Source organism: Enterococcus sp. OL5, assembly GCF_006491895.1.
Taxonomy (GTDB): Bacteria; Bacillota; Bacilli; order Lactobacillales; family Enterococcaceae; genus Enterococcus_D; species Enterococcus_D innesii.
Map to the genome: position 1 here is coordinate 84,458 of NZ_VHIL01000012.1, position 15,585 is coordinate 100,042.

The window sequence follows — 15,585 nt, forward strand, 5'->3', positions numbered from 1 at the left end:
GCTGCAGCTGAGCCATTCCTTTTTTTATTAAAAAACAACTCAATTTAGATAGTGAAGGATGTTGCAAGGAGAATTGTTCAATGGTATAACAAAGGAAAAGCACGTTGCAGAAATTCTGATTGAAAAGGGTTGCATCTGCCACAGGGGTGTGTTATTATTCTTTCAGTTACAAGGATTGTTACTGTTCGGCAGGCAAAACCAGAATTGACCGTAGCGCGCTAATGGGGAGATTCTAGGTTTTTTTATTTTGGAGTGAGGGAAAACGATGGTTATTGGGAAAATATTAAATAATAATGTCGTCATCTCGACCAATGATGCCGGTCAGGAAGTGATCTATATGGGTCGTGGCATTGCGTTTAAGAAAAAGGTCGGCGATCCAGTGGATGAAGCCTTTGTCGAAAAAGAATTTGTGTTAAAGGATACGTTTACCGCAAATCAGTTTCAGCAATTGTTTTCAGACATTCCTGTGGAAGAAGTCGAAGCCGTCAAGCAAGTGGTGGATGATGCAGAAGCATCCTTGGGGATCGAGCTGTCGCCAAATATTTATTTGACACTGACCGATCATATCCATTATGCGCTAGTTCGGGCACGTGAAGGCATTGAGCTGCCGAATCCATTGTTGTTTGAGACCCGCAAATTTTATCCGAAAGAGTATGCGGTTGCAGCAGATGCCGTTGCTTATTTTGAAAAAGTCTTCGGGATTTCATTGCCGGAATCGGAAATTGGCTTTATCGCCTTTCATATCGTCAATAGCGAACAAGCAAATGGTACGATGGAAACCACGATGCAAGCGGTAGAGATCGTTCGTGACGTACTGGCGATCATCAGTCGTTTTTATGGACGAGTCTTTAACCCAGATTCCTTGAACTATCAACGGATCACCACGCATTTACAGTATTTTGCGCAGCGCTATTTAAGCGATGAACTTTCGGGGGAAAAAGATGAATTTTTATTTGCCCTTGTGCAATCGAAGTACCCTAAAGCGTTTCAAACGGTCCAACGGATCAACGAATATTTGATCAAAACCTACGACAAATCGATCGGTGAATCAGAAATGATCTACTTAACGATCCATATCGAACGTGTCGTCAATGATCAAACCAATTAACATTCAATCATTAACGGATTGTTACTGTCAGGCAGGCAATACCCAGATTGAAAAGACAACAGTCAGCGAGGAAAAGACTCGTTGGACGGTCGTTTTTTCAATCTGGGTTTTTTTATTAAAAAAGGAGTGTTGAAAAAATGAGTTCAAATAAAGAAATTGCAGTTCGCGTCCTCGATGCGGTGGGCGGCAAAGAAAATGTCAATAGCGTGGTGCATTGTGCGACCCGCTTGCGTTTCAAATTAAAAGATGAGAACAAAGCGGATACGGCACGCTTGAATCAAGACGACGACGTGATCCAAGTCGTTCAAAGCGGCGGACAATACCAAGTGGTGATCGGCAGTCATGTCAGCGACGTTTACCGTGAATTGAATGGAGTAGCGAACTTCGATGGTGAAGCAGATAGCAAAGGCGACAAAGGCAACCTGTTGAATCAACTGGTGGATATTATTTCGTCGATCTTCACGCCGTTTTTAGGCGCAATGGCAGGTGCCGGGGTCTTAAAAGGCTTCTTGACGCTGGCAGTCACCTTGAATTGGTTAGCAGCTGATTCTGGGGTCTACACCGTATTGTATGCGATTGCCGATGGGTTGTTTACCTATTTACCAGTGATGTTGGCTTTTACTGCAGCGAAAAAGTTTCGCACCAATGAATTTCTAGCGGTTTCCTTAGCGATGGCGTTGGTTCATCCAGACATTACCGCTTTGGCTGGACAAACCTTGAGTTTCTTAGGCCTACCGGTCATTATTGGTGCGAGTGCTTATACGTCTTCCGTCATTCCGATTATTTTAGCGGTCTTTTTACAAAGCTATGTGGAGCGTTTCTTTAAAAAAGTCATTCCTAGCTTCTTACAGATCATCTGTGTACCTTTAGCGGTCTTCTTGATCATGGCGCCATTGACCTTTATTGTCGTCGGTCCACTAGGAACGATTTTAGGAAACTTGTTAGGTAGTGCTTACGACAGCATTTACCACTTCAGCCCACTGATCGCTGGTGCTGTTATGGGTGGTTTATGGCAAGTCTTTGTGATGTTTGGCATGCACTGGGGCTTTGTGCCGATCATCATGTTGAATCTCAGTCAAACCGGTGTCGATACCATGGTACCAATGCTGTTGCCAGCTGTCCTTTCTCAAGGTGGTGCAGCGCTAGCAGTGTTCTTTATGACAAAAAATGTGAAATTGAAAGGCTTGGCCCTTTCTTCAACGATCACCTCAATTTTTGGGATCACAGAACCGACGGTGTATGGGGTAACCTTGCCATTGAAAAAACCATTTATCGCCGCGTGTATCAGTGGTGCCATCGGGGGAGCCTTCATCGGCTTCAGCCAAGTCGAAAACTATACCTTTGGGTTAGTCAGCTTACTAAGTCTTCCTTCCTTTATCCCACAAGATACGAAAGATCTAAGTGGTCTGATCGCAGCTTCAATCGGAACGGCTATCGCTTTTGGCGCCGCGTTTGTCTTGACCTTCTTCTTACGTTTTGAAGATCAGCCAGCAACCGAAGCCAGTGCAGCACCAGCAAAAGAGCCAGCAGCACCCACAGATAGTTCGTCTAAAGAACGAGTGATCCTCAGTAGTCCGTTAGAAGGCAAAGTGGTTCCCTTAGCAGAAGTCAAAGACCAAGTCTTTTCTTCTGGTGCATTAGGAAAAGGCATCGCCATCGAACCGACCGTCGGGGCTTTGTATGCGCCGGCAGATGGCACCATCACGACGCTCTTTCCTACCGGCCATGCTGTTGGTTTGACCACTACGGATGGAGCAGAAGTCTTGATGCATATTGGTATGGATACCGTGGAACTAGATGGCAAAGGCTTTGAGGTCTTTGTTAAACAAGACGATCAAGTCAAACGCGGTGATTTGTTGGTGAAGTTTGATCTAGATACGATCAAAGCTGCCGGCTTATCCACGATTACACCAATCGTTGTGACGAATACGCCGCAATATTTAGATGTGATGGATATGAATCAAACCGATGTCTTGCAAGGAGAAGACTTCTTAGCCATCGTAAAATAAGCAAAAGAAACCCGATCCTCGACTGAATATCAGCAAGGATCGGGTTTTTTGTAAGAAAATAAGGCGCAGTTGCCGGTCTCGCTTGCCTTCTTCGGTGGAGAATGCTTGTCACAGCGCTAGTTAAGGGCAAGACCAACAGCAGGAACGCGTACTCAGGGAAAATCCGAACATTCTTATGGGCTGCTCCTTATACATGGCTTAAATTTTCGGCAAGCGACTCTAAAGCGGGGAAATCGAGAATTGCATAGCCCTGTTTTTGTTTTTCGATCAGCTTGTCTTCACGAAAGCTGGTAAAGGTTCGCAGCAGGTGGCGATAGCTGACATTCAAGATTGCGGCACAGGTGGTTAACTGAAAGGAAAAGTGTTGGTTTTCTTGATGCGCAAGAATAAATTTGGCCAACCGTGTCTCTACAGGTTCCGTCAATGAATTCGCTAAGTTGATCCCCGAATTCAAGCGGGAACTGAGCAACTGACAGATGGTTTGCAAAAAGCGGACGTCTTGTTGCAAGGTGCTGCGGTAGCGATTCAAAGGGATGCAGACGCAGACGCAAGCAGAAGCGGCTTTAACACTGCTTTTCGGCAAGAGTTCCCATAAAGAGGAAGCTTCCCCTAAAGGTGCAGCCGGCTTGGCGTAATCAATACAAATCGTTTGGGTATCCGAAGAGAAGGAATAGACCATCACGGTTCCTTCCACGAGAAAATACAAGTATTCAGAAGGCGTGCCCGTTCGAATCAGGTGCTCTTCTTTTTCAAAGGAATGCAAAGTGGCCATCGCTAACAAATCATTGTCCATATAAGATTGCAGATCGTATGTGTCAATGTAATTACTGAGGCGTGCGGTATCATCGATTTTTTTCATGGGAATCAGCCACTCCTGAATGGTTTTCTTTAAGTATAGCTTAGTTCCCCTTTTGACTCAACACGAACGATAAATAAAAACTAATGTAAATTGTATGTAAAAATAAGGTAAAATAGGACATGTGTCACTTCATTTTGAAGGGATACTTGGTATGATTTGAATGTAAGAAAGCTTCAAACCATTAGGAGGAGAAAAAATGCCATTGAAACGAATTGTTAAAGGAATGTTAGGAATTGCGTTAGTTGCAGCATTGACCGGCTGTGGGAATGGGAGCAGCAGCAGCGACAGCAGTGCCGCAGCCGAAAAAGAAAAGCTGGTGGTACAATTCGTACCGACCAATAATGACGGCTCGATGCAAGCCAAAGCAAAACCGTTTGCTGAGTATTTATCAAAAAAATTAGACCGTGAAGTAGAAGTAACGTTAGCAACGGATTATTCGACGATCGTAGAAGCGATGGCTTCTGGACAAGTTGATTTAGGGATCATGCCGCCAGCCGCTTATGTTCAAGCCAAAGATATGGATGCAGCAGAAGCGATTTTGACTTCTCAATTAGGTGCCTATGATCCAGAGACCGGCTTGCCATTAGAAGGGGAAAAAACCAATACCTTCAAAGGGGAGATCTTGGTACGTGCGGATAGCGATATGACAGAATTGACGGACTTAAAAGGGAAAAAAATCGCTACATTGAGTCCGAACTCTGCCAGCGGCTATATTTACCCAGTTGCCGAGTTGAAAGATGCAGGAGTTGATCCAACGACGGATGCTACATTAACGACGGTGAACGATATTCCAAGTGAGATCACTGCAGTCTTGAATGGTCAGATGGATGCCGCCTTTGTGTTTCAAGGGGCACGGAATGTCTTTGCTTCAAGCTTCCCAGATAACGATTTATTCGAAGATCTAAAAGTTCTTTACTTAACCGAAGGGGACATCCCGAATGACGCCATTGCCGTTCAACCGACGATGGATGCTGAACTAAAAGAGCAGATCAAAGAAGTGTTCTTGAATATGGCAGACGATGAAGAAGGCGCCGAAGCAATGAGCTTGTGGGGACACCAAGGGTATGAAGAAGCAGCTGATTCTGCTTACGATACCATTCGCGACTATACTAAACGAGCAGCAGAGTAAAAAATCAGGGATTGCGGTAGAAGGATAACGGGACACGGAGATGTGCAGCGATTTACTAGGGGAATAGGTGGAATACGCAGTATCAGTGCATTTTTTAGTGAGATAGACCGTGACCGATTGGGGAAACTTTGCCGCGGTCCCTACATAATGGAGAAGACAGATGATAACTTTTGAGAATGTATCCAAAGTCTACCCGAATGGGGTCAAAGGATTACAGAACATAGATGTAACGATTGAACAAGGAGAATTTGTGGCAATCATTGGTTTGAGCGGTGCTGGTAAGAGTACCTTTTTGCGCTCGATCAATCGCTTAGTGCCAATCACTGAAGGAGATATCCGGGTAGATGGCAAATCAGTCACGAAAGCCAATAAAAAAGAATTGCGCTTGATTCGCCGACAAATCGGATTGATCTCCCAAAGCTTCAATTTGGTCAAACGTAGTACTGTCCAAAAGAATGTGCTATCTGGTCGTTTGGGGTATTACGGGACATGGAAAAGTATTTTAGGGTTGTTTACGAAAGAAGACTACGAAAGAACGAAAGAAGCACTAGCGACTGTCGGCTTGTCAGACAAACTGCAAACGAGAAGCGACCAGTTGAGTGGTGGGCAACAGCAGCGGGTATCCATCGCCCGTGCCTTGGTCCAACAAGCACCAGTGATTTTAGCAGATGAACCCGTGGCATCGCTAGATCCCATCACCACAGAGAAAGTGATGGAGGATTTGAAGAAGATCAATCAAGAAATGGGCAAAACGATTGTCATCAATCTGCATTCGATTCCCTTGGCTCGTCAGTATGCAACAAGGATCATTGCCTTAAAAGCAGGTGCAATCGTTTTTGACGGCAACGCAGCCGCTTTGACGGATCAGCGTTTAGAACAAATCTATGGGAAAGCAATTTTTGAAGAAAAGGCAGGAGAAATCGATGAAACTGAAAGAAACAGTTCATTTTAATTGGTACAAACACCTGCTGCTGATTCTTTTATTGCTGCTCTTTTTTCAAAGCAGTGCCTGGATCACGGGGGCTGATTTTGCACAAGTGTGGTCGAATCGAAGCCAGATGACGGCTTTCATGGCTCGATTTTTGCATCCGGATTTTAGTTATTTACCGCAACTGATGATGCCCTTGATCAAGACATTGCAAATGTCCTTTTTAGGCACTGTTTTAGGAGTAGTCGCAGCGATACCGGTGAGTCTGTTGGCGACGACAGTCGTGACAGAAAGCCGGTGGGTCTCTGTGCCGATGCGTTTTCTCTTAGGTCTGGTGCGGACGATCCCCAATTTATTGTTGGCGGCATTGTTCGTAGCGATTTTTGGGATCGGTGAAGCCACTGGTGTTTTGACCATCGCGGTCTTTACCTTTGGGATGGTTTCACAGCTGATGTTCCAAGCGATCGAAACCATTGATTTTGCGCCAATCGAAGCAGCGGCGGCGGTAGGGGCAAATAAATTTCAAGTGACTGTTTGGGCGATCATACCTCAAGTCATCAGCCAGTTTGCCAGCTATACTTTTTATGCCTTTGAAGTCAATGTTCGAGCTTCGACGGTGTTAGGATATGTTGGTGCCGGCGGGATCGGGGTCATCTTGAACGCCTCATTGGCATTGTTGAATTATGAACGGGTCTCGATCATTATCTTGACGATTTTGCTAACGGTAGCGATCGTTGATTTTCTAAGTGAGCGGGTAAGGAGGTCATTCCTATGATGATCAGAGAAGTGAAGAAAACGACTTGGCTGTTATGGGGACTCTTTGCTATCTTACTGGCATTATCTGCAGCGACGCTGGATTATTCCGGATTGAGTACTTTTTCCTTAGCGATGGGAAGAGATGTCCTGCAAGGGTTGAGTCAGCCAGACTGGTCTTTCTTTTACGACGGTAGCGGGGAGGATCTGTGGAGCTTATTGTTACTGACGATCGGGATCGCCTGTCTAGGAACGATGATCGCAACAGTCTGCGCGATACCGGTGACCTTGCTGAGTGCCGCCAACCTATGGTCTTCTGCGCCGTGGGTCGCGAAGATCGGCAAAATGATCTGCAATATCTTGCGGGCATTTCCAGAGCTAGTTTATGCGATTATTTTTGTCCGTGTGGTAGGTCCGGGACCTTTCGCTGGGGTTATGGCGATCGGTGTCCACCAGATCGGTATGCTGGGCAAGCTGTTCACGGAAGAAATGGAAGCCATGGATGAGCGCTTGACGGAAGAGATGCAAGCAGTTGGTGCCAACTTTTGGCAGACGATGTTTTTCGTGCGGGTCCCTTACTTAGCACCCATCTATAGTTCCTTTGCATTGAATCATTTTGAAATTGCGGTCCGCAGTGCGGCAACGTTAGGGTTAGTCGGTGCTGGCGGGATCGGTGCACCATTGATTTTTGCTATTCAAACCAGAACCTGGAGCAAGGTAAGTATTATTTTGTTGGGCGTCGTTGTGACCGTCTTCTTATTAGACCAGTTGACTGGAATCATCAGAAAGAAATTGAGATAAACCTATGAATATATTGCATATATCAGATATCCATTTTCGAGAAAGTTACCTGCCTTGTGAGGAAGGGTATCAAGGAATGCTGGCAGCCATGCAAAATCCCTTGATTCCTCTTGAAGAGTGTATCCAAGATGCCAAGGCGCGAGGGGCGATCGATTTGGTGGTGATCAGTGGCGATTTGACCGAAGATGGCGCGCCTGCCGATTATGCCTCTTTGAAGCAATATTTAGAAAAAGCCTTTGGCTCAGTGCCGATCGTGGTAACGCTAGGTAATCACGATATCAAACGGCATTTTCGCCAAGGCTGGCAAGGTAAGTCAGTTGAAACGGCCAGTGATACGCCTTTTAATCAAGTCTATGAAACGGAGACATTGGCGATCGTGACTTTCGATAATTCCTGCTATGGCTATGCCGACGGTATCGTAGATGAACGACAGTTTGAATGGCTGCAAGCCACGCTGGCGCAGCTCAAAGAGAAAAAGATCGTTTTTGTGACGCACCATCATTTGTTGCCTTATCAAGCAAGCACGCCGGCATGGGCCGGTGCCAATCGTTTGGTGGCATTATTGCAGCAGTATCAGATCTCTTGTATTCTCAGTGGACATACCCATCATGCATTTACGGGAACGATCGCAGGGATTCCTTACTATACTGTGGCAAGTATGTCGTTTGTCGGGGAAGATGAAGGCGAGGGGATGGTCCGTTTTGAAGAACGCTATGGATACAATTTGTATCGTTTTGAGGAAGGCGCGCTGGTTCATCAATCCTCAGAAAACTATCGACCGAACCGCGTATTGATGCGGGTCAACATGCAAGGATAAAAAACAGACGTTCCGTAAACGCTGAATTTAGCAGCAGGAAAGGAACGTCTGTTTTTGTGCAAAAAAGGCTTAACCTTGATTGCCAAAGGTTTTGACAACTTCAATCGTGCCGTCGATATGGAAAAACAAGGTATAGTTTTCTTCGGTTTTGATACCGTCAAAGCGGCGAGCATAATAGGTGACTGCGTCTTTGAAGGTTTGTGGGGGGACACCTAAAAAATCAGCGCATGCCGCCAACGTTTTGCAGCCTTCTTCAAAACAAGCGATGATATCATAGGGCGTGACCACGATCGCAGAACCAATGTCACGGGCTTTGCGTTCTTGTTTGCGTTTTTCGTTGGTGTCTTGGGCGGTAATGTCGCCAGCACTGGTCAAATAATGACCGATTTCTTCACCGATGGTGCTCAAGAGGTCTTCTTGTGATTGGTCAGGGTTCAAGTAAATATGGTGATCGATGTACAATCCTTGCTGACCATCAGGCATATTTTTATCGAAAATAAAGTGCAAGTCTGGGTAGGCGGCCATCAGTTCTTCTACTTTATCCATTTCCATCATTCCTTTTGGGCGTGCCGCTGTTTTATAAATTCAATGTAGCTGAGGATATCTTCCATCTGCTCATCGGTGACGTCATCATCAATATGGGCCGCAACGGTTTGAACTTTTGCAGAGGGCGGCGTAAAGCCTGCCGGGACTTGTCTGCCTAATAAAAAATCGGTGGATACTTGAAAAATCTCCGCGAGTTTGACGATGGTCTCGCCATCGGGTTCGTTACGATCATTTTCGAAATGCGAATACGCTGCGCGGGTGATCCCTAGCTGATCTGCGATCTGCTGTTGGGTTTGGTTGGTTCGTAGTCTGAGTGTTCTTAGCCGTTCGCCAAGCATGAGTGATCGCCTCCTTTTTTGTAGTATAGCACGTTGGATATAATTTGTATCTATTTTTGTATTATTTGATATAAAAAATATCACATCAGTTGACGATACGAATCGTATCTTTTATACTGGAAACAGATGATATGAATCGTATCAAAAAGAATGGGGGAGGATCATGGATACATCGATCGTAACAGTTGTCTTGCCGTCACTCATTACTGGTGTACTTACTTATTTGGCTACCCGAGTATCCAGCAAAGCGAATTTGGAACAAACGAATATCGAAAATGCCCAAAAGCTTTACCTAAAATATGAACAGATCAATCAAGAATTGACCCATAAAATCGATCAGTTAGAAGAAGAAGTCCAAAAGACCGCCAAAACCTACCAAGAAGAAGTCTTGGTCTATCAAGGAAAGCTTGCTACTGCCCAAAGCGAACGGGATTTTTTGCGGGCAGAAAACCAGGTGCTGAAAGAATTACAGCGAGGGAATCAAGTGCCTGTGGCGCGTGAAGAGAAGCAACATTCAGCCGTTGGCTAATAGAAAAAACTGCTTATCCATCAATAAGCAGTTTTTTTTCTAGTTTTTATTCTTTAATTGATCATTTGTTCATTCACGTAGGCAGCATAAAGCGGGTGATTGTTGATCAATTCTGCATGGGTACCTTGACCGGTAATGGTACCTTTTTCTATAAAGTAGATTTGATCGGCATCCACGATGGTCGACAAGCGATGGGCGATCACTAATGTCGTGCGCCCTTCCATTAGATGATCCAACGCCCGCTGGACCTTTTCTTCCGACTGAGAATCTAGGCTGGCGGTCGCTTCATCGAGCATCAGCAGCTTGGGGTCTCGCAAGAATGCTCGTGCGATGGCGATCCGTTGTTTTTGCCCGCCAGATAGTTTGACGCCGCGTTCGCCGATTTGTGTTTCTAGTTTTTCGGGGAACTCTTGGACGAACTGATCGGCATAAGCCAATGCCAGTCCTTGCCACAATTCCTCCTCTGACAGTGTTCGGCTTAATCCGTATTGCAAGTTTTCCCGAATCGTACCGGCAAAGACCGCACTGTCTTGGGAAACATAGCCGATCTGTGCCCGCCAGTCCTGCAGATCAATGTCAGCTATCGGCTGTTCACCAATCAGCAAGCGCCCGCTGGTGGGTTCATAAAAGCGTTCCAGTAAAGCGAAGATCGTGGATTTTCCGCCGCCGCTTGGTCCCGCAAAAGCAATCACGGTGTTGGGTTTGGCTTCAAAAGAAATGTTTTGCAAAATCGGCCGTTTGGGATCGTAACTGAAATCGATCTGTTCTGCCCGTAGGACTGCGCCGTCGATAGCGGCTTTGGGTGCTGCCTGGATCGGCTCCAGCGGCGTATCCAAAATTTCTTGGATCCGTTCCGTAGCACCCATCGCTTTTTGGACTTGTGAAAAGAACATCGCAAACGTCGTCACAGGCGCAATAATATTAAAGAGATACAGTAGAAAAGCAATCAATGCGCCACTCGTCAAGGTGCCGGCTTGGACACGGATCGCGCCATAACCGAGGATTCCTACGAGTAATCCCAGCATTGCCGTCGTCATGATTGGCTGCAAAATCGCACTAACTTTCGCATCCTTGACCCCGAGGGTAAAGATTGCCCCAATGTTGCGCCGACCGTTTTCTTGTTCACTAGCTTCTCCGTTGCTGGCTTTGATCAAACGGATCTCTGAGAGTTTTTCGCTGGCATCCGCATTGAAATCGGCAGTCGCTGCTTGTAGTTGGCGTCCTAGTTTCGACATGATCTTGCCGATCGGCCACATGATCAAGGTGATCAAAGGCACCGCACTGAACATGATCGCCGCCATCTTCCAATCCATCAAAAACAAGATGATCATCGAACCAACCAATTGGATCAAGCCAGTGACAAAGCTGGGAAATTGCGAGGTGACTAGTTCTTTGATCACGGAAGTATCATTAACGAGTCGCGAACTGCTTTCCCCCGACTTATGGTCATCAAAATAGCTGACTGGCAAATGCAGCAGATGTTTCCAAAGACGTTCTCGTAATGTTTTCACGGCACTTTCTCCCACATAGCGCAAGAGAAAGCCGCCTAAAGTGCCTACGCCTAATTGCAGCACAAAGGCTAGGATCAAAACGACCAGCATGGAGGTGCTGAACGTGGGGGTGCCGCTGGCATCGACTAGCGTTTTCGTCAGCTGCGGCACGACCAAACTGGCGGCACTCGTGATCAGGCTAAAGAGCATCCCTAAAAGAAACAAGCCTTTCTTGGGATTGACACTGACGATCAGGTGGATAAAGTCTTTCATTTTAAATTTGTTTTTGTTCACTGTTGGTGTCGTTGTTTCCATTCGTTTTCCTCCGCTACAAGCAAGATGTCCTGCAGCTTTTTCTTTTTCATTAGGTGCTATTAGAAATCCTGCCAATCATCTTCGGCTGCTTCGTCTTTAGAAGCGGAATCAGGTCTTGCTTTGCGGTCTTGTCCAAACCCGTAGGCATCAAAAAAGTTGCCTTTTCCCCATGTGTCCCGTGGATCATTCGCCTCGCTACTATCAAATGGCCCAAATGACCGATTGCCAAACATGCCGCGGTGTCCAGGAAATGGCATTTGCCGCATGGCTTCTTTGATCTGCTTTTTCATTTGACGCCGCTCGTCAGCGCCCATATCTTGCCAAGTATCTTTCATTTGTTGCTTCATTTTTCGGCGATCGTCATTCGTCATTTCCTGCCAATTTCCACCCCATTGCTTCATCATCTGTTCCCGGATCTCCTGCATAGCTTGTAGACGATCCATCGGGTCAATAAAGCGTTGCGTCTGTTGCTGAAAGTCAGCTTCCCACCCAGCGGCGATGTTTTCAAGCAGACGAGCAAATTCGGTTTGTTCTTCCTCTGTTAACCCAGCAAAAAACGTTTGACTGCTGGCGGCTTCTTTTTGTGCCAGTAATTTTTCTGCTTTTTTTCGTCCAGTCTCTGTCAGAAAGATTCGTTTGATCCTTTTGTCGGCTGCATCTTCTTTGCGTTGGATATCCCCACTGCTTTCCATTTTCTTCAATAGTTCTGCCAAGGAACTTGGCCGTAAATCTAAAACTTCTGCGAGGTAATTTTGCACCAAGCCATCTTCTAAATTTAAAACGGCTAGGACGCGTTGCTGTCCAGAAAGGCGTTGGTTATTTTGACTCATAAAAGCATTGCTGGCTTCGCTGATAAAACGAAGCTGTTTCATTAAGTGATCGGTCATTGTACTCATTGAGAACACTCCTTTTGAATTATTGTTCGGTACCTAATGATATCGATGAGTTGATTATAGTTCGGTGCCGAACGAATGTCAAGAGGAAGTAGCTGGGATTTTTTTCTAACAAAAAGTAAGCAAAATGATTGACTTACTAAAAGTAAGTTTGATATGCTGAGTCCATCGTTAAAGAAAACACAATAAAAGGAGTACAAAAGAATGGTCTTTGGATTTGGGAAAAAAGAACAAATAATTGAAAAAGAAGTAATTAAAGAGGTGTATCGCACTCCGGAAAAGAAAAAAGCGCAAAAAATCGGAATCATCGTTGGCAGCACGAGAGAAGGCCGCGTGAGTCCGCAAGTAGCCAATTACGTTTTACAAACAGCACGAGCACATAGCGACCGCTCATTTGAAATCATTGATATCAAAGACTACGACTTGCCCTTTATGGGTACAGGCGAAGCGAACCAAGCGTGGAATGAAAAAATCGCTGAATTAGACGGTTATATCTTCATCGTACAAGAATACAATCATGGGCTATCGGCTTCCTTGAAAAATGCGTTAGACAGCGCCCGCGAGGAATGGTTCAACAAAGCAGCAGCAATCGTCAGCTATGGTTCAGCAGGGGGTATTCGGGCCGCTGAGCAAGTTCGCTTGATTTTGGCGGAACAAAAAGTAGCCACGGTGCGCACTAATCCAGCCTTCAACTTATTTACTGATTTTGAAAATTTTGCCACCTTTACTCCTGGCGAACATATGACGGCAGGAATGAACGATATGTTGACGGAATTACTGGACTGGGCAGACACATTTGCCAATCGTTAAAAAACAAACGAAAACAATCTTAGGAGGAACCTATCATGAAATTTGGTATTATTTTAGGCAGTACAAGAGAAGGACGCGTAAGTCCGCAAGTCGGAGCATATATTCAAGAAATTGCTACTCAACGGTCAGAGCATCAGTTTGAGATCGTTGATGTAAAGGCATTTGATTTACCGTTTATGGGAACGGCTGAGCCAAACATGGCGTGGAACAAAAAAATCGCTGAATTAGATGGCTATATCTTCATCGTACAAGAATACAACCACGGTTTTGCGGCTTCCTTGAAAAATGCCGTAGACTCTGCACGGGAAGAATGGTTTGATAAAGCAGCTGGGATCGTCAGTTATGGTTCTGGCGGTGGGATTCGTGCCGCTGAACAATTGCGTAACGTTTTAGCTGAACAAAAAGTTGCCACCGTGCGGACTAACCCAGCCTTCAATCTCTTCACAGATTTTGAAAATTTCAGTACCTTCAAACCCGGTGCGCACATGGCTGCAGGTGTCAATGACATGCTGGATGAATTGTTGTTGTGGTCAAAAGCTTTTGCCACGATTCGCTGATCTGTTTTAGGAGGTCACCATTTATCATCGATCATTTGCTGTTTCATTCATTGAATGGAGCAGCATTTTTTTGCGTTTCCAAGGAATGGTTTTCACTGGAAAGGCTATTTCACTGAAAGAATGACTAAAAATCGGGTATACTAGAAGAACAGAAGATGCGGGCAACTGCGTTCGATTTTTTGCCCAACGAGTGCATCCAGTAACAGAGGAGTGAACAAGAGCATGAATCTACTTTTTGCGATTGATGATCGATTCAGTGAACAATTAAAAACAACGTTATATTCAATCAAACGCCATACGACAGCAGCATCTTTCGATGTCTATGTCTTACAAGAAAAAGAATTGAGGCAAGGTGCAGAGCTAGAGGTCTTTTGTCAAAAATTGGCGATGACCTATCATCCCGTCATCATCGGTTCTGGTTCGATCTTTAAAACGGCACCAGTTAGTGACCGCTACCCAGAATCAATCTACTATCGATTGTTGGCACAAAATTACTTGCCGCAGCAGGTGGAAAAAATCCTGTATCTGGATGCGGATATTTTGTGCATCAATGATTTGCGCCCCTTGTATGAGCTGACGTTAGGGGATTTTCTGTATGCCGCTGCCAGTCATTCCAAGCTGACAGAAGTGACGACGGTCATCAATAAAGTCCGTTTGCGCAATTATGAGTCAGAAGGCTACTATAATTCAGGTGTCTTGCTGATGAATGTGCACCAGCTACGGCAAGAGGTCAAAGAAACAGAAATCGCAGCCTTCATTGAGAAAAATCATTTGAACCTCTTTTTGCCGGATCAAGATATTTTAAATGGGTTATATGGTGATCGGGTGCTGGCGATTCCTGATCAGCTCTATAACTATGATGTACGGAAAAACCGTACGTATGAGACGATCAGCCTAGGGGAATGGAGTTTGGATTGGGTCATCGAACATACCGTTTTGCTGCATTTTTGCGGCAAAGAGAAACCATGGAAGAAAGGCTATCGCAGCCGCTACGGTTCGTTATACAAATATGTAGAAAATGAACGGCGGAAGTTTGAAGAGGAACAATCAAAGAGCGTATGATTAAAAAAGCTTTACTTGGACAAAAGACAGGTAAAGCTTTTTTTTCGATCATTTTTTGAAGGGAATTCTTGTAAAATCAAGTAGACGCATCTAATTTGCTTCCGCATCGATAAGGAAACACCTTGTGTTCAAAAAGAAAGCGCTATCTATTATGATGACATTATCAACCCATTGCCATGCTAAATCAGGTGAGCAACTGATTTATTCAACGTAAGGAAAATCAGTACTACACCACTATTTAGCAGCTACTGAACATAGATAGTGAAAATGAGTGTATTCGTTAAGGAGGAAAACTATATGAAAAAAGCATTAATCATCTGTGCAGGCGGTATGTCTTCATCGGTCATTGCCAAAAAAACGACGGAATATTTTAAAGAGCGAGGAAAAGAAATTGAACTAGATGCAACGTCTGCCTCTCAAGGAGCAGCCACGATCGCCAAAGATGAATACGACCTATACTTAGTCAGCCCTCAAACTAAGATGTACTTTGCGAATCTTGAAAAAGCTGCCATCAAGTACCAACGACCCATCGTAAATATTCCGCCCCAAGCCTATGTTCCGATACCGATGGGTATTGAAAAATTAGCTGCTGTGGTAGAACAAAATATCAAATAGCAGTTCAAACAAGTAGCTAGATGAAA

Annotated in this window: 17 protein-coding genes; 12 read left to right on the forward strand and 5 right to left on the reverse strand. The window is 45.0% G+C overall.

Annotated features, from left to right (window positions below; translation table 11 throughout):
- Positions 1–265 precede the first annotated feature (265 nt).
- Together licT and FJU10_RS13750 are read left to right on the forward strand one after the other, a co-directional pair.
- Positions 266–1,108: a BglG family transcription antiterminator LicT gene (licT, locus tag FJU10_RS13745; RefSeq protein ID WP_005233287.1), complete on the forward strand. Its 843-nt coding sequence runs from the start codon at positions 266–268 to the stop codon at positions 1,106–1,108.
- A 137-nt stretch (positions 1,109–1,245) separates the two neighbouring features.
- Positions 1,246–3,117, forward strand: coding sequence for a beta-glucoside-specific PTS transporter subunit IIABC (locus tag FJU10_RS13750; RefSeq protein WP_086372413.1), 1,872 nt, complete (start codon positions 1,246–1,248; stop codon positions 3,115–3,117).
- 187 nt (positions 3,118–3,304) lie between these two features.
- On the opposite strand, the gene FJU10_RS13755 is transcribed toward FJU10_RS13750, so the two are convergent.
- Positions 3,305–3,976, reverse strand: coding sequence for a cyclic nucleotide-binding domain-containing protein (locus tag FJU10_RS13755; protein ID WP_005233292.1), 672 nt, complete (start codon positions 3,974–3,976; stop codon positions 3,305–3,307).
- 196 nt (positions 3,977–4,172) lie between these two features.
- Between FJU10_RS13755 and FJU10_RS13760 the strand changes: the two genes are divergently transcribed.
- The 5 genes from FJU10_RS13760 (at position 4,173) to FJU10_RS13780 (ending at position 8,404) form a co-directional block, all read left to right on the forward strand.
- Positions 4,173–5,105: a phosphate/phosphite/phosphonate ABC transporter substrate-binding protein gene (locus tag FJU10_RS13760; protein ID WP_008380209.1), complete on the forward strand. Its 933-nt coding sequence runs from the start codon at positions 4,173–4,175 to the stop codon at positions 5,103–5,105.
- Between the two features lie 160 nt (positions 5,106–5,265).
- Complete coding sequence (gene phnC / locus FJU10_RS13765) at positions 5,266–6,057, forward strand: phosphonate ABC transporter ATP-binding protein (RefSeq protein ID WP_005230661.1); 792 nt, start codon at positions 5,266–5,268, stop codon at positions 6,055–6,057.
- Complete coding sequence (phnE, locus tag FJU10_RS13770; protein ID WP_008380208.1) at positions 6,029–6,808, forward strand: phosphonate ABC transporter, permease protein PhnE; 780 nt, start codon at positions 6,029–6,031, stop codon at positions 6,806–6,808. The genes phnC and phnE (FJU10_RS13770) overlap by 29 nt, the downstream gene beginning before the upstream one ends.
- Entirely contained in the window at positions 6,805–7,587 is a 783-nt protein-coding gene (phnE, locus tag FJU10_RS13775) for a phosphonate ABC transporter, permease protein PhnE (RefSeq protein WP_005230666.1), read from the forward strand. The genes phnE (FJU10_RS13770) and phnE (FJU10_RS13775) overlap by 4 nt, the downstream gene beginning before the upstream one ends.
- A gap of 4 nt (positions 7,588–7,591) precedes the next feature.
- Positions 7,592–8,404 (forward strand): metallophosphoesterase family protein, encoded by an 813-nt coding sequence (locus FJU10_RS13780; protein ID WP_005233299.1) that lies wholly within the window; start codon positions 7,592–7,594, stop codon positions 8,402–8,404.
- Between the two features lie 69 nt (positions 8,405–8,473).
- Here FJU10_RS13780 and FJU10_RS13785 read toward each other — a convergent pair whose 3' ends face one another.
- Together FJU10_RS13785 and FJU10_RS13790 are read right to left on the reverse strand one after the other, a co-directional pair.
- Complete coding sequence (locus FJU10_RS13785) at positions 8,474–8,950, reverse strand: ImmA/IrrE family metallo-endopeptidase (RefSeq protein WP_034858679.1); 477 nt, start codon at positions 8,948–8,950, stop codon at positions 8,474–8,476.
- A 5-nt stretch (positions 8,951–8,955) separates the two neighbouring features.
- A complete protein-coding gene (locus tag FJU10_RS13790; protein ID WP_005230670.1) occupies positions 8,956–9,288 on the reverse strand; it encodes a helix-turn-helix domain-containing protein in 333 nt (110 codons plus the stop codon).
- Positions 9,289–9,451: 163 nt separating this feature from the next.
- On the opposite strand from FJU10_RS13790, the gene FJU10_RS13795 reads away from it, so the two are divergent.
- Positions 9,452–9,817 carry a hypothetical protein gene (locus tag FJU10_RS13795; protein ID WP_008380201.1) on the forward strand — a complete coding sequence of 122 codons (366 nt, stop codon included), beginning with the start codon at positions 9,452–9,454 and terminating at the stop codon, positions 9,815–9,817.
- Positions 9,818–9,870: 53 nt separating this feature from the next.
- Here the strand turns inward: FJU10_RS13795 and FJU10_RS13800 are convergent, their stop codons facing one another.
- Positions 9,871–11,622 (reverse strand): ABC transporter ATP-binding protein, encoded by a 1,752-nt coding sequence (locus tag FJU10_RS13800; RefSeq protein WP_008380198.1) that lies wholly within the window; start codon positions 11,620–11,622, stop codon positions 9,871–9,873.
- Positions 11,623–11,681: 59 nt separating this feature from the next.
- Complete coding sequence (locus tag FJU10_RS13805) at positions 11,682–12,518, reverse strand: MarR family transcriptional regulator (protein ID WP_086332735.1); 837 nt, start codon at positions 12,516–12,518, stop codon at positions 11,682–11,684.
- 201 nt (positions 12,519–12,719) lie between these two features.
- Here FJU10_RS13805 and FJU10_RS13810 point away from each other — a divergent pair, with 201 nt between their 5' ends.
- The 4 genes from FJU10_RS13810 to FJU10_RS13825 all read left to right on the forward strand — a co-directional run bounded on the left by FJU10_RS13810 (position 12,720) and on the right by FJU10_RS13825 (position 15,559).
- Complete coding sequence (locus tag FJU10_RS13810) at positions 12,720–13,325, forward strand: NADPH-dependent FMN reductase (RefSeq protein ID WP_005233311.1); 606 nt, start codon at positions 12,720–12,722, stop codon at positions 13,323–13,325.
- A 35-nt stretch (positions 13,326–13,360) separates the two neighbouring features.
- Positions 13,361–13,882, forward strand: coding sequence for an NADPH-dependent FMN reductase (locus tag FJU10_RS13815; RefSeq protein WP_005233313.1), 522 nt, complete (start codon positions 13,361–13,363; stop codon positions 13,880–13,882).
- Between the two features lie 222 nt (positions 13,883–14,104).
- Entirely contained in the window at positions 14,105–14,944 is an 840-nt protein-coding gene (locus FJU10_RS13820; RefSeq protein WP_008380189.1) for a glycosyltransferase family 8 protein, read from the forward strand.
- Positions 14,945–15,241: 297 nt separating this feature from the next.
- Complete coding sequence (locus FJU10_RS13825; RefSeq protein WP_008380187.1) at positions 15,242–15,559, forward strand: PTS cellobiose transporter subunit IIB; 318 nt, start codon at positions 15,242–15,244, stop codon at positions 15,557–15,559.
- The last annotated feature ends 26 nt before the right edge of the window (positions 15,560–15,585 follow it).

Bases quoted from the DNA above. Each gene is read 5' to 3' on its own strand.
- licT (WP_005233287.1), top strand. From the start codon at position 266: ATGGTTATTGGGAAAATATTAAATAATAATGTCGTCATCTCGACCAAT.
- FJU10_RS13750 (WP_086372413.1), top strand. From the start codon at position 1,246: ATGAGTTCAAATAAAGAAATTGCAGTTCGCGTCCTCGATGCGGTGGGC.
- FJU10_RS13755 (WP_005233292.1), bottom strand. From the start codon at position 3,976: ATGAAAAAAATCGATGATACCGCACGCCTCAGTAATTACATTGACACA.
- FJU10_RS13760 (WP_008380209.1), top strand. From the start codon at position 4,173: ATGCCATTGAAACGAATTGTTAAAGGAATGTTAGGAATTGCGTTAGTT.
- phnC (WP_005230661.1), top strand. From the start codon at position 5,266: ATGATAACTTTTGAGAATGTATCCAAAGTCTACCCGAATGGGGTCAAA.
- phnE (WP_008380208.1), top strand. From the start codon at position 6,029: ATGAAACTGAAAGAAACAGTTCATTTTAATTGGTACAAACACCTGCTG.
- phnE (WP_005230666.1), top strand. From the start codon at position 6,805: ATGATGATCAGAGAAGTGAAGAAAACGACTTGGCTGTTATGGGGACTC.
- FJU10_RS13780 (WP_005233299.1), top strand. From the start codon at position 7,592: ATGAATATATTGCATATATCAGATATCCATTTTCGAGAAAGTTACCTG.
- FJU10_RS13785 (WP_034858679.1), bottom strand. From the start codon at position 8,950: ATGGATAAAGTAGAAGAACTGATGGCCGCCTACCCAGACTTGCACTTT.
- FJU10_RS13790 (WP_005230670.1), bottom strand. From the start codon at position 9,288: ATGCTTGGCGAACGGCTAAGAACACTCAGACTACGAACCAACCAAACC.
- FJU10_RS13795 (WP_008380201.1), top strand. From the start codon at position 9,452: ATGGATACATCGATCGTAACAGTTGTCTTGCCGTCACTCATTACTGGT.
- FJU10_RS13800 (WP_008380198.1), bottom strand. From the start codon at position 11,622: ATGGAAACAACGACACCAACAGTGAACAAAAACAAATTTAAAATGAAA.
- FJU10_RS13805 (WP_086332735.1), bottom strand. From the start codon at position 12,518: ATGAGTACAATGACCGATCACTTAATGAAACAGCTTCGTTTTATCAGC.
- FJU10_RS13810 (WP_005233311.1), top strand. From the start codon at position 12,720: ATGGTCTTTGGATTTGGGAAAAAAGAACAAATAATTGAAAAAGAAGTA.
- FJU10_RS13815 (WP_005233313.1), top strand. From the start codon at position 13,361: ATGAAATTTGGTATTATTTTAGGCAGTACAAGAGAAGGACGCGTAAGT.
- FJU10_RS13820 (WP_008380189.1), top strand. From the start codon at position 14,105: ATGAATCTACTTTTTGCGATTGATGATCGATTCAGTGAACAATTAAAA.
- FJU10_RS13825 (WP_008380187.1), top strand. From the start codon at position 15,242: ATGAAAAAAGCATTAATCATCTGTGCAGGCGGTATGTCTTCATCGGTC.